At 61.8% G+C, this 21,413-nt stretch carries 27 protein-coding genes, 2 tRNA genes and 1 pseudogene; 21 read left to right on the top strand and 9 right to left on the bottom strand.

The features are described 5' to 3' along the window. Positions 1–233 (top strand): hypothetical protein (locus NP534_RS16860; protein ID WP_274099453.1); only part of this gene is annotated, 233 nt, incomplete at its 5' end. On the opposite strand, the gene NP534_RS16855 is transcribed toward NP534_RS16860, so the two are convergent. Both NP534_RS16855 and sohB read right to left on the bottom strand, forming a co-directional pair. Then, a tRNA-Cys gene (locus tag NP534_RS16855) sits at positions 202–275 on the bottom strand. The two genes, NP534_RS16860 and NP534_RS16855, sit on opposite strands and share 32 nt — an antisense overlap. Before the next feature lie 154 nt (positions 276–429). Beyond that, complete coding sequence (sohB, locus tag NP534_RS16850; protein WP_186660103.1) at positions 430–1,449, bottom strand: protease SohB; 1,020 nt, start codon at positions 1,447–1,449, stop codon at positions 430–432. Positions 1,450–1,647: 198 nt separating this feature from the next. Between sohB and NP534_RS16845 the strand changes: the two genes are divergently transcribed. The 4 genes from NP534_RS16845 to NP534_RS16830 all read left to right on the top strand — a co-directional run bounded on the left by NP534_RS16845 (position 1,648) and on the right by NP534_RS16830 (position 4,778). Beyond that, positions 1,648–2,358, top strand: coding sequence for a histidine phosphatase family protein (locus NP534_RS16845; protein ID WP_274099452.1), 711 nt, complete (start codon positions 1,648–1,650; stop codon positions 2,356–2,358). 56 nt (positions 2,359–2,414) lie between these two features. After that, positions 2,415–2,732, top strand: a complete 318-nt coding sequence (locus tag NP534_RS16840) for an SCP2 sterol-binding domain-containing protein (RefSeq protein WP_186660108.1) — start codon at positions 2,415–2,417, stop codon at positions 2,730–2,732. A gap of 187 nt (positions 2,733–2,919) precedes the next feature. Continuing rightward, entirely contained in the window at positions 2,920–3,987 is a 1,068-nt protein-coding gene (locus tag NP534_RS16835; RefSeq protein WP_274099451.1) for a phosphotransferase family protein, read from the top strand. 23 nt (positions 3,988–4,010) lie between these two features. Next, on the top strand, positions 4,011–4,778 hold the full coding sequence (locus tag NP534_RS16830) for an SDR family oxidoreductase (RefSeq protein ID WP_274099450.1): 768 nt from the start codon (positions 4,011–4,013) through the stop codon (positions 4,776–4,778). Here the strand turns inward: NP534_RS16830 and NP534_RS16825 are convergent, their stop codons facing one another. Both NP534_RS16825 and NP534_RS16820 read right to left on the bottom strand, forming a co-directional pair. Continuing rightward, on the bottom strand, positions 4,779–5,600 hold the full coding sequence (locus NP534_RS16825) for a class I SAM-dependent methyltransferase (protein WP_274099449.1): 822 nt from the start codon (positions 5,598–5,600) through the stop codon (positions 4,779–4,781). It lies immediately after the preceding gene. Between the two features lie 55 nt (positions 5,601–5,655). Beyond that, complete coding sequence (locus NP534_RS16820) at positions 5,656–6,006, bottom strand: hypothetical protein (RefSeq protein WP_274099448.1); 351 nt, start codon at positions 6,004–6,006, stop codon at positions 5,656–5,658. Between the two features lie 114 nt (positions 6,007–6,120). Between NP534_RS16820 and NP534_RS16815 the strand changes: the two genes are divergently transcribed. Beyond that, a complete protein-coding gene (locus tag NP534_RS16815; RefSeq protein ID WP_095064291.1) occupies positions 6,121–6,423 on the top strand; it encodes an RcnB family protein in 303 nt (100 codons plus the stop codon). Positions 6,424–6,433: 10 nt separating this feature from the next. Here NP534_RS16815 and NP534_RS16810 read toward each other — a convergent pair whose 3' ends face one another. Continuing rightward, positions 6,434–7,585: a GGDEF domain-containing protein gene (locus tag NP534_RS16810; protein WP_274099447.1), complete on the bottom strand. Its 1,152-nt coding sequence runs from the start codon at positions 7,583–7,585 to the stop codon at positions 6,434–6,436. A gap of 224 nt (positions 7,586–7,809) precedes the next feature. Between NP534_RS16810 and NP534_RS16805 the strand changes: the two genes are divergently transcribed. From NP534_RS16805 to NP534_RS16790, 4 genes are all read left to right on the top strand, one after another. Beyond that, positions 7,810–7,998 carry a hypothetical protein gene (locus NP534_RS16805; RefSeq protein WP_274099446.1) on the top strand — a complete coding sequence of 63 codons (189 nt, stop codon included), beginning with the start codon at positions 7,810–7,812 and terminating at the stop codon, positions 7,996–7,998. 74 nt (positions 7,999–8,072) lie between these two features. Further along, the gene (locus NP534_RS16800) at positions 8,073–8,459 is read left to right on the top strand and encodes a glycine zipper domain-containing protein (protein WP_033696807.1); all 387 of its coding nucleotides are present in this window, start codon (positions 8,073–8,075) and stop codon (positions 8,457–8,459) included. Between the two features lie 139 nt (positions 8,460–8,598). Then, a complete protein-coding gene (locus NP534_RS16795) occupies positions 8,599–10,428 on the top strand; it encodes an SLC13 family permease (RefSeq protein WP_274099445.1) in 1,830 nt (609 codons plus the stop codon). A 138-nt stretch (positions 10,429–10,566) separates the two neighbouring features. Beyond that, complete coding sequence (locus NP534_RS16790) at positions 10,567–11,991, top strand: GGDEF domain-containing protein (protein ID WP_274099444.1); 1,425 nt, start codon at positions 10,567–10,569, stop codon at positions 11,989–11,991. Between the two features lies 1 nt (position 11,992). Here the strand turns inward: NP534_RS16790 and NP534_RS16785 are convergent, their stop codons facing one another. Then, the gene (locus NP534_RS16785) at positions 11,993–12,754 is read right to left on the bottom strand and encodes a sulfite exporter TauE/SafE family protein (protein WP_027592702.1); all 762 of its coding nucleotides are present in this window, start codon (positions 12,752–12,754) and stop codon (positions 11,993–11,995) included. A gap of 98 nt (positions 12,755–12,852) precedes the next feature. On the opposite strand from NP534_RS16785, the gene NP534_RS16780 reads away from it, so the two are divergent. After that, positions 12,853–13,758, top strand: coding sequence for a LysR family transcriptional regulator (locus tag NP534_RS16780; protein WP_274099443.1), 906 nt, complete (start codon positions 12,853–12,855; stop codon positions 13,756–13,758). 131 nt (positions 13,759–13,889) lie between these two features. Here NP534_RS16780 and NP534_RS16775 read toward each other — a convergent pair whose 3' ends face one another. Further along, a complete protein-coding gene (locus NP534_RS16775) occupies positions 13,890–14,084 on the bottom strand; it encodes a hypothetical protein (protein WP_274099442.1) in 195 nt (64 codons plus the stop codon). Positions 14,085–14,507: 423 nt separating this feature from the next. Beyond that, positions 14,508–14,861, bottom strand: a complete 354-nt coding sequence (locus NP534_RS16770) for an SH3 domain-containing protein (RefSeq protein ID WP_274099441.1) — start codon at positions 14,859–14,861, stop codon at positions 14,508–14,510. Between the two features lie 399 nt (positions 14,862–15,260). Here NP534_RS16770 and NP534_RS16765 point away from each other — a divergent pair, with 399 nt between their 5' ends. Together NP534_RS16765 and NP534_RS16760 are read left to right on the top strand one after the other, a co-directional pair. Beyond that, the gene (locus tag NP534_RS16765; protein WP_274099440.1) at positions 15,261–15,446 is read left to right on the top strand and encodes a hypothetical protein; all 186 of its coding nucleotides are present in this window, start codon (positions 15,261–15,263) and stop codon (positions 15,444–15,446) included. Between the two features lie 208 nt (positions 15,447–15,654). After that, entirely contained in the window at positions 15,655–15,834 is a 180-nt protein-coding gene (locus tag NP534_RS16760; RefSeq protein ID WP_033696799.1) for a hypothetical protein, read from the top strand. A 201-nt stretch (positions 15,835–16,035) separates the two neighbouring features. Here the strand turns inward: NP534_RS16760 and NP534_RS16755 are convergent. Then, positions 16,036–16,123: transfer RNA gene (locus tag NP534_RS16755), tRNA-Ser, on the bottom strand. Positions 16,124–16,256: 133 nt separating this feature from the next. On the opposite strand from NP534_RS16755, the gene NP534_RS16750 reads away from it, so the two are divergent. From NP534_RS16750 to NP534_RS16715, 8 genes and pseudogenes are all read left to right on the top strand, one after another. Continuing rightward, complete coding sequence (locus tag NP534_RS16750; protein ID WP_033696755.1) at positions 16,257–16,928, top strand: Bax inhibitor-1/YccA family protein; 672 nt, start codon at positions 16,257–16,259, stop codon at positions 16,926–16,928. Between the two features lie 189 nt (positions 16,929–17,117). Next, positions 17,118–18,497, top strand: a complete 1,380-nt coding sequence (locus NP534_RS16745; RefSeq protein WP_033696754.1) for a nucleobase:cation symporter-2 family protein — start codon at positions 17,118–17,120, stop codon at positions 18,495–18,497. Positions 18,498–18,613: 116 nt separating this feature from the next. Next, a complete protein-coding gene (gene tusD / locus NP534_RS16740) occupies positions 18,614–19,006 on the top strand; it encodes a sulfurtransferase complex subunit TusD (protein ID WP_033696753.1) in 393 nt (130 codons plus the stop codon). A 1-nt stretch (position 19,007) separates the two neighbouring features. Further along, a complete protein-coding gene (gene tusC, locus NP534_RS16735; protein WP_033696752.1) occupies positions 19,008–19,367 on the top strand; it encodes a sulfurtransferase complex subunit TusC in 360 nt (119 codons plus the stop codon). Continuing rightward, entirely contained in the window at positions 19,367–19,663 is a 297-nt protein-coding gene (gene tusB, locus NP534_RS16730; protein WP_274099439.1) for a sulfurtransferase complex subunit TusB, read from the top strand. The genes tusC and tusB overlap by 1 nt, the downstream gene beginning before the upstream one ends. Continuing rightward, entirely contained in the window at positions 19,660–19,995 is a 336-nt protein-coding gene (locus NP534_RS16725) for a TusE/DsrC/DsvC family sulfur relay protein (RefSeq protein WP_186660134.1), read from the top strand. The genes tusB and NP534_RS16725 overlap by 4 nt, the downstream gene beginning before the upstream one ends. Next, a complete protein-coding gene (locus NP534_RS16720) occupies positions 19,992–20,993 on the top strand; it encodes a glycosyl transferase family protein (RefSeq protein WP_033696747.1) in 1,002 nt (333 codons plus the stop codon). Before NP534_RS16725 ends, NP534_RS16720 begins: the two co-directional genes overlap by 4 nt. Positions 20,994–21,088: 95 nt before the next feature. Next, positions 21,089–21,413, top strand: a pseudogene (locus NP534_RS16715) (glutathione S-transferase family protein); the annotation flags it as partial.

Below are 21,413 nucleotides of genomic sequence, written 5' to 3'. Positions count from 1 at the left end.
CTTTCTTCATGATTCCCTCCGAATTGAGGGTGCGGAATATAGCAAAAGGCCATCATCACAAAAAGCCCGGCGTTGAAGCGAGTTTTCGCTTTCCCCTACGAGAAAACTTGGGGACTGGGGATAATCTGTTTTGGGACTTCGGTCTTTTTCGACCCACAAAGAAAAACCCCGCAGACGTTAATCTGCGGGGCTTTCGAATAATGGAGGCCGAGGTCGGAATCGAACCGGCGTAGACGGATTTGCAATCCGGAGCATAACCACTTTGCTACTCGGCCTCAAAGTTCGGAGTTAGCCGCTTGCGCTTTGCTATCCCCTTGAAACACTGAACCTTTTTCAAAGTTCGCTGCGTTTCGATGGGCGCCATTATGTCTGCATTCAATGAACCTTGCAACCCCCTGAACAGAAAAAAATTTCAAGGGGTTCAAGGTGTTAGCGCAAGCGGCCGAGTTTGCTCCAAAGCCCCACCACGGTGTTCTCCACCGTGCCGCTGGCAGCCATGCCGATGCGCTCCTGCAGGCTCTTGCGTTCGGCAAAGTGCAAATGGAACAGATTGGCGTTGCGGGCGCGGTCGCTGAGGTATTCGTCGCTGGTCTGCAGCTCGTCCACCAGCTTGCGGTTAAGCGCTGCCACGCCCAGCCAGACTTCGCCGGTGGCCACTTCGTCCATGTGCAGCTGTGGCCGATAGCGAGCGACAAAGTCCTTGAACAGCTGGTGGGTGATGTCCAGGTCTTCCTGGAACTTCTCCCTGCCCTTCTCGGTGTTTTCGCCGAACACCGTGAGGGTGCGCTTGTATTCGCCGGCGGTGAGCACCTCGAAATCGATGTTGTGCTTCTTCAGCAGACGATTGACGTTGGGCAATTGGGCTACCACGCCAATCGAACCCAGCACGGCAAAGGGTGCGCTGACGATCTTCTCGCCAATGCAGGCCATCATGTAGCCACCACTGGCAGCCACCTTGTCGATGCACACGGTCAGCGGGATGCCCGCTTGGCGAATTCGCGCCAGTTGTGAAGCGGCCAGGCCATAGCTGTGCACCAGGCCACCGCCGCTTTCGAGCCGCAGCACTACCTCGTCACGTGGGGTAGCGAGGGTCAGCAGGGCGGTGATCTCGTTGCGCAGGCTCTCGGTGGCCGAGGCCTTGATGTCGCCATCGAAATCGAGCACGAAGACCCGGCTCTTTTCTTCAGCCTTGGCTTTTTTCTGCTGTTTTTCCGCCTTTGCCTGCTGCTTGCGCAAGGCCTTGAGCTGAGCCTTGTCGAGCAAACCCGACTCCAGGCGCTCGCGCAGCTCTTTATAGAACTCGTTCAGGCGCGTGACCTGCAATTGCCCGCCCGGTTTGCGCCGCCCCTTGCCGCGCAAACCGGCAATGGCCGACAACACCACCAGGATGGCAATCACCAAGGTGGCGGTTTTAGCGAGAAAGCTTGCGTATTCTGCAAGAAACTCCACGTTGACTCCTTCAAAGACTGGCGCCGGTTCAGCGCGTAACTGCTACAAGCATACCGGTGCGCCTGAGGCGCTGCCAGCCGGTGTAAACGCTGGCAACACAGTTCAAACAACCTTTTCAAACGCTTGTATGTTTTTTCGTTGACAGCCTGTGTGGCACATCCTAACCTCGCAGCAACCTCCAACAGGCCGGATACCTTCGTGGGCAACCTCTACCTGATCCGACATGGCCAAGCCTCCTTCGGTGCCGAAGACTACGACGTCCTCTCAGCCGTCGGTGTGCGTCAGAGCCAGGCCCTGGGCGAACACCTGGCTCAGCTCGGTGTGCGGCTGGATCGTTGCGTGGCCGGCGACCTGCGCCGTCAGCAGGATACCGCACGCCTGGCGTTGGAGGCCTTGCACGCCAGCGGCTGCCAGGTGCCTGCTGTCGAGACCGTCGCGGCGTTCAATGAGTTCGATGCCGACGGGGTGATCCGCGCCCTGCTGCCGGGGCTGATGGAGCAAGAACCCAACGCCCTGCACATCTTGCGCAATGGCGCGCAGCACCGCAGTGAATTCCAGCGCCTGTTCGCCTTGATGGTGCAGCGCTGGCACGATGGCGAGCATGCCGATGACGGCCTGGAGACTTGGCAGGCCTTCACCGCCCGCGTCCAGAAGGGCTTGCAACGTGTGCTCGAAACCGCAGGCAGTGGCGACAACATCGCCATCTTCACCTCCGGCGGCACCATCGCCGCCCTGCTCCACCTGGTCACCTGCATTACCCCCAGCCAGGCTTTCGCGCTGAACTGGCAAATTATCAACACGTCGCTCAGCCAGCTGAAGTTCCGCGGCCGCGACGTGGCACTGGCTTCCTTCAACAGCCAAGCCCATGTGCAGCTGTTGAGGGCGCCGGAGCTCATTACCTACCGATGAGCCCGGCTTGTTGTGTCCCTGCGGGGACGTGAAAATCACTCTATAAGGAATGCGCCATGACCTCCGTAGCTGATGCCGTTAAGAAGATGCAAGAGAAGTTCAACCCAGCCGCTGCCGCCGGCCTGGACCTGGTGTTCGGCTTCGACATCACCGACGAAGGCAAAAAGTACGCGCTGATCGTCAAGGACGGTACCTGCGACATCCAGGAAGGCGAGAACCCAGACGCCAACTGCACCCTGGTGCTGGACAGCGAGACCCTCAAGGGTATCGTCAGTGGCGAGACCGACGGCATGCAGGCCTTCATGGGCGGCAAGCTGCGCGTCGAGGGCGACATGATGCTGTCGATGAAGCTGAGCGAGCTGTTCCCTTCCTGAGTGACGGGCACGCCGAGCGATGAAAAAACCGAAGCCTGACCGGCTTCGGTTTTTTTTTGCCCACCCCATCAAGGCGATTGATCCACCTGCAACACCCTTGTCTATATGACTGCCAGGACGCTTGTTCCAGTTCCCGCAGGCCATTAAATTAGCCAATAGTCCTTGCGATCGATTATAAGGAAAACGCATGACGCTCACCGATCAGTCCACCCAGGTACGCCCCGGCGAAGAACTCGACGCGGCCGTCATCGACCCTTATCTCAAGGCCCATATCCCCGGCCTGGCGGGTTTGCCGAGCATCAGCCAGTTCCCTGGCGGCGCCTCCAACCTCACCTACCTGGTCAGCTACCCGGGCCGCGACTTCGTGCTGCGCCGGCCGCCGTTCGGCCACAAGGCCAAGTCGGCCCACGACATGGGCCGCGAGTTCCGCATTCTCAATCAGCTCAACGATGGCTTCCCGTACTGCCCCAAGGCGTACGTGCACTGCACCGACGAGCGCCTGATAGGCGGCGAGTTCTACGTGATGGAGCGGGTCAAGGGCATCATCCTGCGCTCGGACATCCCCGCTGAACTCAACCTCGACGCCGCCAAGACCGAAGCCCTGTGCAAAAGCTTCATCGACCGCCTGGTGGAACTGCACCAGATCGACTATCAGGCCTGCGGGCTGGCCGACCTGGGCAAGCCGCAAGGCTATGTGCAGCGCCAGATCGAGGGCTGGACCAACCGCTATGCAAAAGCCATCACCGAGGATGCGCCACGCTGGGAGCGGGTCATCGCCTGGCTGCACGAGAAGATGCCCGCCGACCATCCGCGCCCCGGCATCGTGCATAACGACTACCGTTTCGACAACGTGATCCTCGACGCCGACAACCCGATGCGCATCATTGGCGTGCTGGATTGGGAGATGGCCACGATTGGCGACCCGCTGATGGACCTGGGCAACAGCTTGGCCTACTGGATCGAAGCGGGCGACCCGGCGCCGGTGCAACTGATGCGCCGCCAACCCAGCAACGCCCCCGGGATGCTGAGCCGTCGCCAGTTCGTCGATTACTACGCCGAGCGCGCCGGTATCCGCCTGAACAACTTCGATTACTACTATTGCTATGGCCTGTTCCGCCTCGCCGGCATCGTGCAACAGATCTACTACCGCTTCTACCACGGCCAGACTCAGGACAAGCGCTTCGCTCAGTTCATCCACATGAACCGGCTGCTGGAGCAGATGGCCTTGAAGGTCATCGCCCACACCACGCTCTGACGACAGACAACAAGGAAAACAGCATGTCCAAGACCCACTTGTTCGACCTTGACGGCAAGATCGCCTTCGTTTCCGGCGCCAGCCGCGGCATCGGTGAAGCCATTGCCCACCTGCTGGCCCAGCAGGGCGCACACGTGATCGTCTCCAGCCGCAAGCTGGACGGCTGCCAGCAGGTCGCCGAGGCGATCATTGCCGCCGGGGGCAAGGCGACTGCAGTGGCCTGCCACATCGGCGAGATGGAGCAGATCCAGCAGGTGTTCGCCGGTATCCGCGAACAGTTCGGGCGCCTGGATATCCTGGTCAACAACGCCGCCACCAACCCGCAGTTCTGCAACGTGCTGGACACCGACCTGAACGCCTTCCAGAAGACCGTGGACGTCAACATTCGTGGTTACTTCTTCATGTCGGTGGAAGCCGGCAAGCTGATGCGCGAACACGGCGGCGGCAGCATCATCAATGTGGCGTCGATCAACGGCGTCTCGCCAGGGCATTTCCAGGGCATCTATTCGGTGACCAAGGCTGCGGTGATCAACATGACCAAGGTCTTCGCCAAGGAATGTGCACAGTTCGGCATCCGCTGCAATGCGCTGCTGCCAGGCCTGACTGACACCAAGTTCGCCTCGGCACTGGTGAAGAACGACGCTATCCTCAACGCCGCCCTGCAGCAGATCCCGCTCAAGCGCGTGGCCGACCCCAAGGAAATGGCCGGCGCGGTGCTGTACCTGGCCAGCGATGCCTCCAGCTACACCACCGGCGCCGCACTCAACGTCGACGGCGGTTACCTGTCCTGATCAGGCCTTGATTGCCTGCAGGGTGTAGCTCAAAGGCAGGCGTGACGGCTGCTGACGCAAGCGCCACTCGCCGTCGGCGCCTTTGTCCATCTGGCCCGGCAGCGCCTCCCAAGGGATGCTCTGGTGCTCGACCAGAGCTGTCAGTTGCAGCCCATGCGCCAGCAACGCACTGATCACCTCGCCCAGGCCGTGGTTCCACTCATGGGTCTCGGTATGGACCAGGCGCTGATCGGTTTCGACGTATGTCTGGTCGTTATGCCAGACCGTCGGGGTGTCGTGCTCGAAGTACGGATACTCGATCAACAGGCGGTCCTGATGGTCTTCGTTGACCGCCATCAGCATCGGGTGGCCATCGCGCAGGAACAACCGCCCACCCGGTTTGAGCAGGGCTGCCACCGTACGCGCCCACGGTTCGATGTGGGGCAGCCAGCAGAGTGCGCCGATGCCGGTATAGACCAGGTCGAAGCTACCTGCGGGCAACACCTGGTCGGCGGCATAGACATCCGATTCCACATAGACGATCGGCACCGCGCAGCGCTCGGCGAGTGCCCGCGCCTCGGCCAGCGAAGCCCCGGAATAATCCAGGCCGCAGACCTTCGCGCCCAGGCGGGCGAGCGAGAGGGTATCGGTACCGATGTGGCACTGCAGGTGAACGGCGTTGAGCCCGCGGATATCGCCTAGCAACGGCAGGTCGAAGCGAACGGTTTCGGAAAGATGCGCCGGGTGCTCTACGAGCCGTTCGACCTCATAGTCTTTCGAGGCGGCATGCAAGGGGGCGCGTTCGTCCCAACTGCTGCGGTTGAGTTGCAGTGATCGGTCCATACTCACGTCCTTGTCTACGTGTCGTGTATTGGCGGCCCTGGTCAGGCCTTCATCATTACAGGCAGGTCGCCGCCGCCGCGCGCCGTTGCAGGGCCACACTGTCATTGTTTTGCGCGTAGTAGTCGACCCGCGTTCCACCTGCTTGCGGATAGATATCCACGAACGCTTCGGCATCGCGGGTATACACCGTGAAACCACCCAGCTTGCGCGGCTCCAGGTAGCCACTGGCATCGACTCCGAACACCGCCTCTTCCTGCCAGCTGAACTGGATGCACTGGGCTACCAGCGCGGGCGCCTTGTGCGAATCGAGCTGCGCGGTCGGCTTGCCGCCACGTGCCGTTTCCATGGTCGCAGAAGCACAACCGACCAGCATCAGTATCGCGGCCATCGGCAGAATTGCTCGCATGTTCAACCCTCAGGGCAAAAAAGAAGGCGACTCTAGCACTGGCAGGCACCGCGAGTGAATTGTCGGCGGCACGCCGCTGTCGCAGTAAGGACATGCCGTCACAAGGAAACCGCCATGAAACTGCATCACCTGCTGCCTTCACTGCTGCTCGCCGCCCTGCCCTGCCTGCCGCTGGCCGCCTCTGCCGCGCCCTCGGCCGAAGAAAGCATCACCGGGCCGGAAACCCACAACCGCGAACTCAAGGTAGGTGACAAGGCCCCCGACCAATACAAACGCGATGACCAGACGGTAAAAGACTGGAAAGCCAAAGGCCTGCCGGCACCCGAAAAGGAAAGCCACTGGGTGCGCATGGGCGAGCACTATGTGCTGGTGCAGATCACCAACGGTGTGGTCCTGGCCATCCACCCCGCGTCCTGACCCTGCCGAGCTACACACAGGCCGCCATGTGCACCGTGTTGCGCCCGGCGGCCTTGGCCTGGTACAGCGCTGCATCGGCCTGGGCAAGCAGGCTGGCCGTGTTGTCGTTGACGCCAGGCACACTGCACCACAATCCGACACTGAAACGCAGTTCGATTTCATCGCTGGCAAAGCGTGCGGGGCTGCGGGCAATGGCCTCTCGCAAGCCCTGCAGCGCCGCCATTGCGCCAACGCGGTCGGTTTCGGGCAACAGCAGCAAAAATTCCTCGCCGCCATAGCGGCCCAGGCTGTCTCCCTGGCGCAAGCGTTGCTGCAACTGACGCACGCAATGGCACAGCACCTCGTCACCGGCCAGGTGCCCGTACAAGTCGTTGATGCGTTTGAAGTGGTCGATGTCGATCATGGCCACGGCCAGGCTGCTCTGCGCGTCCCGGGCGCGGTCCAGCTCGACGACGAAGCGCTCGAGGATCGCCCGGCGATTGTAGGTATCCGTGAGCACATCGCGCAGCGCCAGGTGCTGCAGGCGTGATTCGCTGCGCTCCTTGGCCATCAGCACCAGCCCGATCGAATACATCATCACCGTGGCCGTGCCGATCGCCACCGAAATGCTTTGCTTGACGTTACTGGTGTCGTAGCGCAGTTCCACGGCCGTGCCATTGGCCACGGCCACGGCGCGCATGCCCAGCCCGACCAGGCTGATCAGCGCACCGATCTGCAGCAGCAGGTGCGCCCTGCCCGGCCGCTCGACGTAACGCCGCGCCCAATAAAGGATCATCGAACATTGCAGCATCAGCACCAGCGTCGCCAGCAACATGCGGGGCTCAAGGGTATCGAGCAGCAGCATCAGCCCCACCAGCATGACGGCGGGAATGACGAAGATCATCCGCCACGGGATCACTTGCTCGCGCACCCGGAACAGGCTGGCCGAATAGAACGCCAAGGCCAGGGACAGCAGGCTGTTGCCCAAGCCATAGCTGACCCACAACGGCGCTTGGGCATAGAGCGTGTAGCACACATAGGCCAAGGCATGCACCAGCAGCCCGCAACCGGTCAGCATCAGATTGTCGCGGCGGTTGCTGCGCCCGACCAGCAGCAGGCAGAAGGCCAGAATGGTTGCAACCAGGGCAACGGCGGCGAACAACGTGGGGGTGTGGGCGATCATCGTGATTCACCGTGTGGCAGTTTGCCGTCTTGGCTGCGGCTTGCTGTGCAGTTTAGTGGCCGACCCGCAGCTCGGCCATGACCGAGCGGGACAGAACAGCAGCCGGCAGGCACGCCGCTGATCGCGAGCATGACAAAATTTTGCCTGCCAAGGAAACCAAATGGATCGTTCCCAGTCTCAGGAAGTGCCCCGTAAACCTTTGCGGATCAAGGACCTATATCGTGATGACCCGCCTTGCAAGCTTCTCGTTGGTTGCCGCCATCCTGCTGACCGCTGGCTGCCACAGCCATCGCTACCATGACGACGACGATGGCTGGCGTGATCGCGACCGTGGCCAGCGCCACCATCATCGGCATGACCGCGACGATGACGATGACAACCGTCAATACCGCGGTGACCGCGACTACCGCTGAAGCGTCTTTGCACCCCTGACCCGCCGCCCGTTGCGCGGCACCTTAACCTGATGATTCCTTTTGAGGTTCGTACCATGCGTCTGACTCTACCTTCCCTTGCTCTCGGCCTGCTGCTGTGCCAGGGCGCTTTCGCCGGTGACGGTACCGCCGCCATTGGCGGTGGCCTGGGTGGTGTACTGGGTAACGTTGTCGGTCAACAGATCGGCGGCAGCACTGGCGCTGCGATTGGTGCCGGTGTCGGCGGCGCGGCCGGCAGTGCGGTAGGCGCACGCAAGGGCAACCGCACCGAAGCCGCCATCGGCGGTGGCCTGGGTTCGGCGGGCGGTTCGCTGCTGGGCGGCAAGGTCGGTGGCTCTGCCGGTTCGACCATCGGTGCCGGCCTGGGCGGTGCTGCAGGGGGTGCCATCGGCAACCACCTGGGCGACAACAACGGCAAGAAGCACCGCCGTCACCGCCACTGATCCAGCTGACCAAGGGGTTGCTCGGCAGCCCCTTTTGCTTGTGAAACCCTGCAACACGTCAACACACCCTTCACCGCAAGCTGGCACACTGGCTGCTACTGTCTACCGTGCCCCCCGTGTGAAGGAACACCCCCTCCCCATGAACCAAGAGCTGCTCTGGGTCCTCGGCCTGTTGGCCATCGTCGTCGTCCTCTTCATCATCAACCGCCCGCGCATGGACGTGGTGGCGCTGATGGTGATTCTCGCCCTGCCGTTATCGGGCATCCTTACCGTCGAACAGGCCCTGGCCGGCTTCAGCGACCCCAACGTGGTGCTGATCGCTGCCCTGTTCGTGATCGGCGAAGGCCTGGTACGCACCGGCATCGCCTACCGCATTGGCGAGTGGATGAGCGAGCGGGCCGGCAACAGTGAAGCGCGCCTGCTGGTATTGCTGATGGTGGCGGTAGCGGGGCTGGGCTCGGTGATGAGCTCGACCGGGGTGGTGGCGATCTTCATACCGGTGGTGCTGAGCATCGCCGCGCGCCTCAAGCTGTCACCCAGCCGCCTGATGATGCCCTTGAGCTTCGCCGGCCTGATCAGCGGCATGCTCAGCCTGGTGGCCACGCCCCCCAACGTGGTGGTGCACAGTGAACTGGTGCGCCATGGCGAGCAGGGCTTCAACTTCTTCAGCTTTACCCCGTTCGGCCTGGTGGTGCTGGTGCTGGGCATCGGCTACATGCTGCTGACGCGCCACTGGCTCAATGGCGAAGTGCGCAAGGACGGCCGCGTGGAAACCCGCCGTACGCTGCTCGACCTGGTGCTGGACTACAAGCTCAACGGCCGCGAGCGGCGCCTGCGCATCCGCCCCCATTCGCCGCTGATCGGCCACACCCTGGGCGAGCTGGAGCTGCGCACCCGGCATGGCGCCAACGTGATCGGCATCGAGCGCCAGCACAAGTTCACCACGCGGGTCATCGCGGCCGACTCCAACACAGTACTGCACCAAGGTGACGTGCTGTTGCTCGACCTGTTCGCCAACCGCGACGACCTGCGCAGCCTGTGCCAGACCATGCAACTGGAACCCCTGCACTTCAAGGCGGCGTACTTCATCGACCAGTCCCAGGAGCTGGGCATGGCTGAAGTGTCGCTGCCCCCCGGCTCGCAGTTGGTCGGCAAGAGCATCCTCGAGCTGGCGTTCCGTAGCCGCTTCGGCCTCAACGTGGTGGGTTTGCGTCGCGAACAGGCCGCCATCGAAGAGCAACTGGTGGAAGAAAAGCTGCGCCTGGGCGATACGCTGCTGGTGGTCGGCCCCTGGAAAGCCGTGCGTCAACTGCAAAGCAACCCTCACGACTTTTTGGTGTTGAGCCTGCCTGCCGAAGTCGATCAGGTAGCCCCGGCCCGCAGGCGCGCACCCCAGGCCTTGCTGAGCCTGGCGGTGATGGTCGGGCTGATGGTCAGCGGCGCGGTGCCCAATGTCATCGCCGCCTTGATCGGCTGCCTGTTGATGGGCGCGGGCCGCTGCATCGACATGAACAGCGCTTACCGGGCCATCCATTGGCAGAGCCTGGTGCTGATCGTCGGCATGCTGCCCTTCGCCCTGGCCCTGCAGAAAACCGGCGGTATCGACCTGGCAGTGACCGGCCTGGTCAGTGTACTCGGCGACGCCGGGCCGAGGGCCATTCTGGCTTGCCTGTTTGCCATGACCGCAGTGATCGGCCTGTTCATCTCCAACACCGCCACCGCCGTGCTGATGGCACCGGTAGCAATCAGCACCGCCACGCAGTTGGGCATGTCGCCCTACCCGTTCGCCATGACTGTGGCCCTCGCCGCATCGGCCGCGTTCATGACGCCCGTCTCGTCACCCGTCAACACCCTGGTGCTCGGGCCTGGGCAGTACCGCTTCGGTGACTTCGTCAAAGTCGGCGTCCCTTTCACCTTGCTGGTGATGCTGGTCACCGTACTGATGGTGCCGTGGTTCTTCGGCTTGTGAAGAAATCGACAGGGAATGCAGGCAATTTGGCATTATCCAGAAGGATCGCGGCAGATTGACATCAACTGCCCTGTGGAAACACACTGATACGTAATTGCCCCAGGTGCTTCAAGGCGTTTTCCTGGATTTCGTTTCCGCTTGCCGGTCGAGTTCATGGTTTTTCCAGCCCAATCGCGCTTGTTGCCCTACGTCGCTCTGCTTTGCCTGACCTTTGCCTTGACCCTGGGCGGCATCCTGGCACGCCCGATCGAGTCCCTGTCGCTGTTCTGGCCAGTCAATGCGGTACTGGTCGGCGTGCTGTTGCGTTACCCCCGCCAGGCCAATGCCCTTGGTTTCACACTGGTGTGGCTGGCCATGGTGGCGGCCGACCTGCTGTGCGGCAGTGACTGGAAGCCGGCCTTGTGGTTCAACCTGTGCAACCTCGGTATGGTGTTCAGCGTGTGGCAGTTGCTGGCACGCGTGCCGCGCCTGCACCGCCGCATGCGCAGCCCGCATGGCGTACTCAGCGTGTTTGCCGCTTGCGCGGCCGGTGCCATGGTCGCGGCGAGCCTGGCCTCGGTCATGGCCGCCCCTTGGTTCGAGCAATCCCTGCAGGCCACCTGGCTGGCCTGGTTCAGCGAACAGTTCTCGACCGGCGTACTGGTGCTGCCAGTGCTGCTGACCGCCCCCTCGGTACGCGCCCTGATGCGCAGCGGCGCCCAGCCGGTACGTTTGCCGCCCCTGCTGGTGCTGCTTGCTTCGCTGGCCTTCAGCATCGCCTTTGGTGGGCCAGGCGCCATTGCCTTCCCCATTGCCGCACTGTTGTGGTGTGCCTGGACTTACCCGCCCTTTCTGGTCTCGCTGCTGACGCTCACCGCTGGCAGCACGCTGATCGTCGCGGTCGCACAAAACCTCATGCACTTCAGCGTGCCGCAAAGCGAACCGGGCGTCACTACGCTGATGTCGGCCCGCCTGGGCATCGCCATGCTGGTGCTCGGGCCGCTGGTGGTGGCCTGTGTCAGCCAGGCCAACCGCAGCCTGCTGGCGCGCCTGGCGCATCAGGCCACCATCGATCACCTGACCGGTGTACTGACCCGCAGCGCATTCACCCGCCGTGCCAGCGCGCTGCTCGACAGCCGCCAACAACACGGCCCGGCACTGCCGCTGACCTTGATGATGCTGGACATCGACCATTTCAAAGCGATCAATGACGCGCATGGCCACGCGGTTGGTGACAAAGTGCTGCGCCAGTTCGCCCGCACCCTGCAAGACCAGTTGCACGAAGGGCAGCTGTTCGCGCGCATGGGCGGCGAGGAGTTTGTCGTGGTCCTCCCGGGCCTTGCGCCGGAGCGTGCCAAATTCACCGCCGAACGCCTGCGCCGGGCGGTGCAGGACCTGCATGTGGTGCAGGCCGACCATCGCCTGCATATTACCGTGAGTATCGGCCTGGACGGCTGCGCCGCCGATACCCCGGCACCGAGCCTGGACGAACTGCTGGCGCGCGCCGACCAGGCGCTCTACCGGGCCAAGGCCCATGGCCGCAACCGTGTCGAACAGGCCGAGGCACAGCGCCAGGTGGTCTGACTCACCCAGCCAGCAAGTCCCAGGACAGCTTGGCGATCAGTACGCACAGCAGAATCAGGAACAGCCCGCGCACGAACCCTGCCCCCTTGCGCACCGCCAGCCAGGTGCCGGTCAAAGCGCCGAGGATGTTGCATGCCGCCATCGGCAAGGCGATGGCGTACAACACGTTGCCCGACGGCACGAAGAACACCAGCGCCGCCAGGTTGGTCGCAATGTTCACCACCTTGGCCGAAGCCGAGGCATGCAGGAAGTCCAGGGCGAAGAAGCGAATGAACAGGAAGATCAGGAAACTGCCTGTGCCCGGCCCGAACAGGCCATCATAAAAACCAATCGCCCCGCCGATCAGCACCGCCAGGCACTGTTCCTTGCGACCGATCTGCGTGGGCTTGTGCAAGGTGCCGAAGTCCTTCTTGCAGAAGGTGTAGATCGCCATCAGGACGATCATCACCAGCACTGCCGGGCGCATCACGCTGGGCGGCACCAGCGAAACCGTGGCGGCGCCAGCGAACGACATGACGAAGGCACTGAGTGCGGCGGGCACGATCAGCCCCCAGTCCAGCGTGACCTTGCGAATGAACGAGCGCGCCGCAAAGGCCGTACCACACACCGAGGCCAGCTTGTTGGTGCCCAGCAAGGCCGCCGGTTGCGCTGTGGGCAGCACGTTGAACAACGCCGGGATCTGAATCAGCCCTCCACCGCCCACGGCAGCGTCGATCAAACCGGCGGCAAAGGCGAATACAGAAAGTACGGCGATATCCATCATGATGCGGCTCCAGGCAGTGAGTCAGGCTGCAAGGCTAATCAAAGTGCCGCACTTGTGTTGAAATGCCACATTGCGAAAACTGCAACGAGGGCTAGGCAATGGCATTGGACATGCTGCGGGAGATTCAGGCGTTCGTCAGTGTGGCGCACAAGCGCAGCTTCGTTGCCGCAGCGCGCGCCCTGGGCCGTTCACCCAGTGCAGTGACGCGTGCGGTGCAAACCCTGGAAGACAATGCCGGCAGCAAACTGCTCAACCGCAACGCCAATGCCGTGACCCTTACCGAAGCCGGCGAGCGCTTCTTACCCCATGCCGAACGCTTGCTGGATGTGCAACGTGATGCAGCCGATGAGCTGGCCGCGCTCAGCGGCAGCGCGCAAGGCTGGATCCGTTTTGCCGTGCCGCAGTTGCTCGGTGAACATGTGCTGCCACGGGTACTCGCCGCGTTCTCCCAACGCCACCCACAAGTGACCCTGGACGTGCAGTACAGCGATGCCGCCCTGGACCCGCTACTGGACAAATTCGACTTCGTGGTGCGCGGTGCCTTTCCGCAATCCAGCGAGCTGATCGGTTATCCGCTGTGGGGCTACCGCCGCCATCTCTATGCAAGCCCGGGTTACCTGGCCATGGCGGGCAACCCGCAACACCCCGATCAGCTGGAAGACCACGCACTGATTCTGCATACCGCCCCGCGCATACTCAAAGCCTGGCACTTCTGCCGTGATGGCCAGATCACCAGCCTGCGCCCGACGCCACGGCTTCGCCTGGATTCGGGCGATGCGGTGTACCACAGCACCCTGGCAGGGGGTGGTATCGCGCGCCTGGCAGCCTGGGTTGGCGAAGCCCAGGTCGAAGCCGGGCGCCTGGTGCGGGTGTGCCCGCAATACCACTTGACTTCAAGCACAGGCCAGGACCCACAAATGCACGCGGTGTACCCCGCTGGCGAGTTGCCCGCACGGGTGCGTGAGCTGTTGCAGGCCCTGCGCCGCGCCGGCCTATCGGCCTGACCCAAGCACCGAAAAGGACTGTTCAAATTCTGCTCAATTTAACAGAGCCCGCTTCCGGCTTGGCTTACAGCATTTTATCCACAGACCTACCCACGTTTTTTGTGGACAGATTTCCCAGCGCAAAGAACGACTTATCGCACATGCAGCAACGCCGAATTGGCCAGCTTGACCAGTTCGATCCATTCGAGGGTGCTGATCACTCCCGACTGTTCCAGCGCGCCGGCACTGCGTAGCGCCTCATCGTAGCCCTCCTCGTCGAGGGAGCCTTCAGCGAGAAAACGGCAACGCCACTCCAGCATGGCTGAAGTGCCTTTCTTGCATTCCATGTATGTTCGACTCCAAAGGCAAAAGACCGGCCCGTCAATGCGGGCCGTATGACGGCGGCGGGAGACTACACGAGCCATTTGCACTTGAGAATGACTTGCAGCTACCGCTGGTCAAGCGATGGCGATCGGGGGGTTGGCGAAGGGCGCGCACGTGCGGGCCCATCTGGCGAATCAGACGGGCCGCAGAGGGGAAGTGTGGTGAATGTCAGCTTGGCGGGATGGTGCCTAAAAGACCTATCAGAATGGTCAGTAGCAGAAAACCACCCAGGAACAGCGTCAGCTTGCCCATCGGAACCTCTACAGTGTAATGCGGGGATGGGCATATTGTCGTACCTGGCCTGATACGGTTACAGATTCAGGTTTGCAGAAAAAAAGCAGATCAGATGCACCGCAGGTGCGCCACACTCGTCCAAACAAGTTGAATCAGCTCAGTTGCTTGAGCTTCTCTGCTGGCAACCAGCCCCGCTCGCCATCGCCATGGCGCAGGCACCATATCCAGCCATTGAGCGGGCGAAGCATCTGCACCAACTGCCCCGGGTCGGCGTCCAGTTCATGGGCCGAGTAGTCATCAAGCGCCCTGCCCCGCCCTACGCTGATCGGCTCGATGAGCTGGGCCGGCACCCAGCCCGGTTCCTGGCCGGTGCACGAACACAAGTACCAGTCCTGCCAACCCGGCTCCCCCTCATAACGCGGGCCGATATCCAGCAGCGTGCCCTTGGCGAAACGAAGCGGTCGTGGGTATTCGCTGCGGTGGGGCTCGATCACGATGTAATGCATGGGCCTCTCCTTGGCCAGGGAAATCAAGGATCGTAGCAGATGCTGCCTGACACCCATTTACGCAAGCCGTGACTCCACGCCCTCGCCAGCAGCACGCTTCACGGGGCAGTAATTGCTACATAAGGTTTCAAAGTGCACGGTGGACCTGTTTCCAATCGCCGCAATTAATGGCGCTATCGAAATCGCTCCAAACCCCGTCAATCCGCGGTATTGAGCGTCACCTGATTACACGTCTTGAAACGGACGCATCCACGACTTGTAGGATTTTATCCCGCGCTTCGTAGGACAACTCTAGGCAGCAACGTCGCCCTGTATGAAACATCACTTTCATCAGCAAAATCGAGCTGATACGGTCCAGTTTTCCTACAACGGCACGGACGCCTACCGCATGAGAAAAGCATGGACCCGTTCGACTCCTCAGCCCTGAAACTACAGAAAAACCTGCTGACACTGCGCCGAGCGCGTGACCGCCTGAGGCAGGAAGGCAATGACAAGGAAGCGGATCAGCTTGCGCAGCAGATTGCGCGCATCGAGAGGGTGTTGAGCACTATGCAAGGTACGATCAGACCGCCAACTTTGCAGTGAGCCCAAGCATTTTCGTGTACGGCGGGTACGCGCCCTTGGCGAACATTGGTGAAAGGTGCGTCGGTCATGCCTGCGCCTGCCCCGTAGGCTCTCGGTAACTGGCGCAAAAGTAACCCTGCGAAAGGTTCAGCCAGGCAAAGATGACCAAGCTTCACGACGCGAATTGTGTACCCTGTACGCCTTATGCCATTCGCCGTTGGAAGCGCCCATGAATAAATTGATCCTACCTGCCGCCATCTTCTTTAGCGTGCTCATCGCCGGCAAGCTAGCCGAGCACTTCGGGCTTGAGGGCAGCTGGAAAATCGGCTTGCTCTGCCTCGTGGCAGCGGCCGTGCAGATCGCGGTTTCGCGTTTGCAGCGCATGCAGCAGCAAAAAGCCCAACGTTGACTCGCCTGCTGCCTCTGGTTTTTCCACCTTAGCAGGGGCGCTTTCGCGGGCTTTCTTTCGCCCCTTGAAGTGAGAATCAATATTCCAGTTAGGAAAACATCGCTTCATAGCAGACCGGTCAGCGGCCAACTGGGTGCACTTGATGACAATTTTTGCATGCCCAAAAACGCAAAAAGCCCTGAATAATCAGGGCTTTGAATATGGCGGAAGCGTAGAGATTCGAACTCTAGGATAGTTGCCCATCGACGGTTTTCAAGACCGTTGCCTTAAACCACTCGGCCACGCTTCCAGCTCGTTTTGCGGCCGCCATAATACCGTAATGAAACACGCTGTCAAACTCTCTATGTCGCCGGTTGCAGGAGCTCTGATAGACTCCTAGCATCTGAACGTCTGAAACCACAGGTTTACCAAGGAGTGTCGCCATGCGCGAACAGGATTACGCCGTACACCACGGCCAGCAGGTCGAGCAGCAGGAGATCAGCAAGGTCCTGCGCAACACGTACAGCCTGCTGGCACTCACCCTCGCCTTCAGCGGTGTCATGGCCTTCGTTGCCCAGCAGATGCGTGTCGGCTACCCGAATATTTTCGTGGTGCTGATCGGCTTCTACGGGCTGTTCTTCCTCACCAACAAACTGCGTGATTCGGCCTGGGGCATCGTGTCCACCTTTGCCCTCACCGGCTTCATGGGCTTCATCCTCGGCCCTATCCTCAACCGCTACCTGGGTATGGCCGGTGGCGCTGAAGTGGTCAGCTCGGCCTTCGCCATGACCGCGCTGGTGTTCGGTGGTCTGTCGGCCTACGTGCTGATCACCCGCAAGGACATGAGTTTCCTCAGCGGTTTCATCACCGCAGGCTTCTTCGTGCTGCTGGGTGCAGTGGTTGCCAGCTTCTTCTTCCAGATCAGCGGCCTGCAACTGGCGATCAGCGCTGGCTTCGTGCTGTTCTCGTCGGTCTGCATCCTGTTCCAGACCAGCGCGATCATCCATGGCGGTGAGCGTAACTACATCATGGCGACCATCAGCCTGTATGTATCGATCTACAACCTGTTCGTCAGCCTGCTGCAGCTGTTCGGCATCATGGGCCGCGACGACTGATTGCGATCGGTTGTATGCAGTAAAAGGAAAGCCCGCTTCGGCGGGCTTTTTCATGAGCGAAGATTGACCTAAAAGTCAGCTTATTGAGTGAATAGCCACCGATCATGCTGCCATCGTGCTTGCCACTACCCCTAACGCGCCTGAGCCCGTAGAATGCGCTCCTTTTTTCTCCCAGGGCAGCCTTGTGCAATGAGCTCACACGAACACAGCCCAGGCGCATCGGCGCCTGCCAATGAACTGGTGCTTGGCCTTGAGGACAAGCCGCGGCTGCTGATCGGCCTGCTGGCGGCGCTGCAGCATCTGCTGGCGATCATCGTACCAATCGTCACGCCTGGCCTGTTGATCTGCCAGGCGCTTGGCGTTTCGGCGCGTGACACCAACCTGATCGTGTCGATGTCGCTGGTGATCTCCGGTATCGCCACTTTCGTCCAGTGCAAGCGCTTCGGGCCCTTCGGTGCGGGGCTGCTGATTGTCCAAGGCACCAGCTTCAACTTCGTCGGGCCGCTGATTGCCGGTGGCGCGTTGATGGTAAAGCAAGGCACGCCGGTTGAAGGCGTGATGGCAGCCATCTTCGGTGTGGTGATTGCGGGCTCCTTCGTGGAAATGGGCGTGTCGCGCATCCTGCCATTCGTCAAACGCCTGATCACCCCGCTGGTGACCGGCATCGTCGTGCTGATGATCGGCCTGACCTTGATCAAGGTCGGCCTGATCAGCATGGGCGGGGGCTTTGGCGCGATGGCCAATGGCACCTTCGCCAATGGCGAGAACCTGTTGCTGTCGGGTGTGGTGCTGGCGATCATTGTCATCCTCAACCGCATCCCTGTGGTCTGGATGCGCAGCTGCGCCATCGTCATCGCCTTGGCGGTTGGCTATGCGCTGGCCGGCTACCTGGGCCGCCTGGACTTCACCGGCATGCACGAGGCCGCGCTGTTCCAGGTGCCAACACCTTTGCACTTTGGCCTGAGCTTCTCGTGGGCGCTGTTCATTCCGATGCTGGTGATCTACCTGGTGACGTCGCTGGAAGCCATCGGTGACGTCACGGCTACCAGCAAGGTCTCGCGCCAGCCAGTCGAAGGCCCGGTGTGGATGCAACGGATCAAGGGCGGGGTGCTGGTCAACGGCGCCAACTCGCTGCTGGCTGGCCTGTTCAATACCTTCCCCAGCTCGATCTTTGCCCAGAACAATGGCGTTATCCAGCTGACCGGTATCGCCAGCCGCCACATCGGCATCTGGATTGCTGTCATGCTGGTGCTGTTGGGCTTGTTCCCATCGGTTGCCGGGGTGATCCAGGCGGTACCGGAGCCGGTGCTCGGTGGCGCAGCCATGGTCATGTTCGGCGCGGTAGCGGCCTCGGGCATCAACATTCTGGCCAGCACTCAGCTGGACCGTCGTGCCCTGTTGATCATCGCGGTATCGCTGGCCCTGGGCCTGGGTGTGGCTCAGGTGCCAGAGTTTCTGGCCCACATGCCAGCGGCGATCCGCAATGTACTGGAGTCGGGCGTCGCTACCGGCGGTATCTGCGCCTTGGTACTGAACTGGTTCCTGCCAGAGAGTAAAGAGCGCGCCTGATCATTCGGCGCCTCAGCTGAAAGCCCACCCCTTTGCGCAAGGCCACAAGGCCGTTGCATAAGCGGGGATGGGCTTTTTTGCTTTATCATGGCGGCATTCCCTTGCATGAGTTGTCCATGAAATTCGCTATCGCGGTATTTTCCCCGGCCCATGCGCCCTCCTCGCGCCGCGCGCTGCGCTTTGCCGAGGCGGTGCTGGCCGGCGGGCATGAGATTGCCCGGCTGTTCTTCTACCAGGACGGGGTACACAGTGCCTCGGCCAATGTGGTCACCCCTCAGGATGAGCTGGATGTCGCCGCCCAATGGCGCACCTTCATCGACAGCCACCAACTGGACGCTGTGGTGTGCATTGCCGCCGCCCTGCGCCGTGGCGTGCTCGACGAAGCCGAGGCCAGCCGCTATCAACGCCCGGCCGCGAACCTGCCCAAGCCCTGGGAGCTGTCGGGGCTCGGCCAACTGCACGAGGCGGCGCAGAGTGCCGATCGCCTGATCTGCTTCGGAGGCGATTGAAATGGCCAAGTCCTTGTTGATCATCAGCCGCCAGGCCCCCTGGAACGGCCCATCGGCCCGCGAAGCGCTGGACATCGCATTGGCCGGGGGCGCGTTCGACCTGCCGCTGGGCATGCTGTTTCTCGATGACGGTGTGTTCCAGCTTGCCCCAGGCCAGCAGCCCACCGCCCTACAACAAAAAAACCTTGGCGCCAACCTGCAGGCCTTGCCGATGTTCGGCGTAGAAGCACTGTTCGCCTGCAGCCACAGCCTGCGCCAGCGCGGCCTGGCAGCCGACACCCTGGAACTGCCCGTACAAGTGCTGGACGATGCGGCCCTGGCTGCATTGATCGCCCGTTTCGACCAGGTGGTAACGCTCTGATGACGACCCTGCATGTAATTGCCCATTCGCCCTTTGGTGACGACCGGCTGGCCAGTTGCCTGCGCCTGCTCGGTGCCGACGATGCACTGCTGCTGTGTGGCGATGCGGTCTATGCACTGCACGCCGGCAGCGAACCACAGCGCCTGTTGCAGGGCGCAAACCTCAGCCAGCGCCTGTTCGCCCTCGACGAAGACCTGCAAGCCCGCGCAGTTGCCAACCACCTGGCCACGCCCGTGGACTACGCCGCATTCGTCGAGCTGTCACTGCATTACGACAAGGTCAACAGCTGGTTATGAGTACCCTCAACGTTGGTGATCAGGCGATTGCCTTGGACAAAGACGGTTTTCTGGTCGACCTGCAAGACTGGTCCCCTGCCGTTGCCAATGCCCTCGCCGCACGCGAAGGTATCCCGTTGACCGAGGACCATTGGGCAATCCTCGAACTGCTGCGCCAGTTCTACCAGGAATTCCAGCTCTCCCCGGCCACACGCCCACTGATCAAGTACACCGCCCTCAAGCTGGGGCCCGAAAAGGGCAACAGCGCGCACCTGAACCGCCTGTTCAACGGCACTCCCGCCAAACTTGCCGCCAAGCTGGCGGGCCTGCCCAAGCCGACCAACTGCATATGATCGAACCACGCCCGCTCACCCTGCAAACCCCCGCCGAACACCCGTTCGCCGAATTCGTGCGCATACTTGGCAAAGGCAAGCGCGGCGCGCGCGGCCTGACCCGCGAGGAAGCCCATGCAGCAATGACCTTGCTGCTGGAGGACAAGGTCGAAGACGCTCAACTGGGTGCCTTCCTGATGCTGCTACGCCACAAGGAAGAAAGCGCCGAGGAACTGGCCGGCTTCACCGAGGCCCTGCGTGCGCACCTGCAGGCCCCGCACATTGCCGTGGACCTGGACTGGCCCACCTATGCCGGCAAGAAACGTCACCTGCCCTGGTACCTGCTGGCCGCCAAGTGCCTGGCCAACAACGGCGTGCGTATCCTGATGCACGGTGGCGGCGCCCATACCGCCGGGCGCATGTACACCGAACAACTGCTTGCACTGCTGCACATCCCGCTGTGCCGTGACTGGTCGGCAGTCGGTACCGCGCTCGACCAGCAGCGCCTGGCGTTCTTCCCGCTGCAGGACTGGGCGCCGCAGTTGCAACGCATGATTGATCTGCGCAACACCCTGGGCCTGCGCTCGCCGATTCATTCGCTGGCTCGGGTACTCAACCCGCTGGGCGCACGCTGCGGCCTGCAGAGCATCTTCCACCCGGGCTACCAGGCGGTGCACCGCGAAGCCAGCCGCCTGCTCGGCGACCACGCCGTGGTGATCAAGGGCGACGGCGGCGAAATCGAAGTCAACCCCGACGTCATCAGCCACCTCTACGGCACCACCGCTGGCGAGGCCTGGGATGAAGAATGGCCAGCCCTGAGCGAACGCCGTCACGTCAAACCGCCTAGCCTGCAACCGCAGCAGCTGCTTGCCGTGTGGCAAGGCGATGCCGAGGACAGCTACGGCGAAATGGCGGTGGTCGCCACCATGGCTTTGGCCCTGCGCGGCCTTGGCCAGCATCGTGAAGACGCCTTCGCCACCGCGCGCCGTTACTGGAGCGAACGCAACACATCGATTTAATCGATCAAAGACCCCGAGTCTTTGCGCTATTTGTTCGAACGACATTCCCTAGACTGGGCTCCAACGACAAACAACTTTGTTCCGAGGAGCTCAGCATGGGCCTTTTGATCGACGGCCGCTGGCATGACCAGTGGTATGAAACAGGCAAAGACGGTGCCTTTAAACGCGAAAACGCTCAGCGCCGCAACTCCCTGCCCGCGCCTGAAGCCGGCCGCTATCACCTGTACGTTTCGCTGGCTTGCCCATGGGCCCACCGCACCCTGATCGTGCGTGCGCTCAAAGGCCTGGAGCCGCTTATCGATGTGTCGGTGGTGAGCTGGCTGATGCAAGAAAATGGCTGGACCTTCGACCAGCAGCAGGGATCCAGCGGCGATCACCTCGACGGCCTCGAGTTCCTGCACCAACGCTATACCCAGGATG

It is taken from the genome of Pseudomonas sp. 39004 (assembly GCF_028682155.1).
Taxonomy (GTDB): domain Bacteria; phylum Pseudomonadota; class Gammaproteobacteria; order Pseudomonadales; family Pseudomonadaceae; genus Aquipseudomonas; species Aquipseudomonas capeferrum.
Note: the sequence above shows the minus strand (reverse complement) of the source record. Positions and strands in the feature narration are given on the sequence as shown.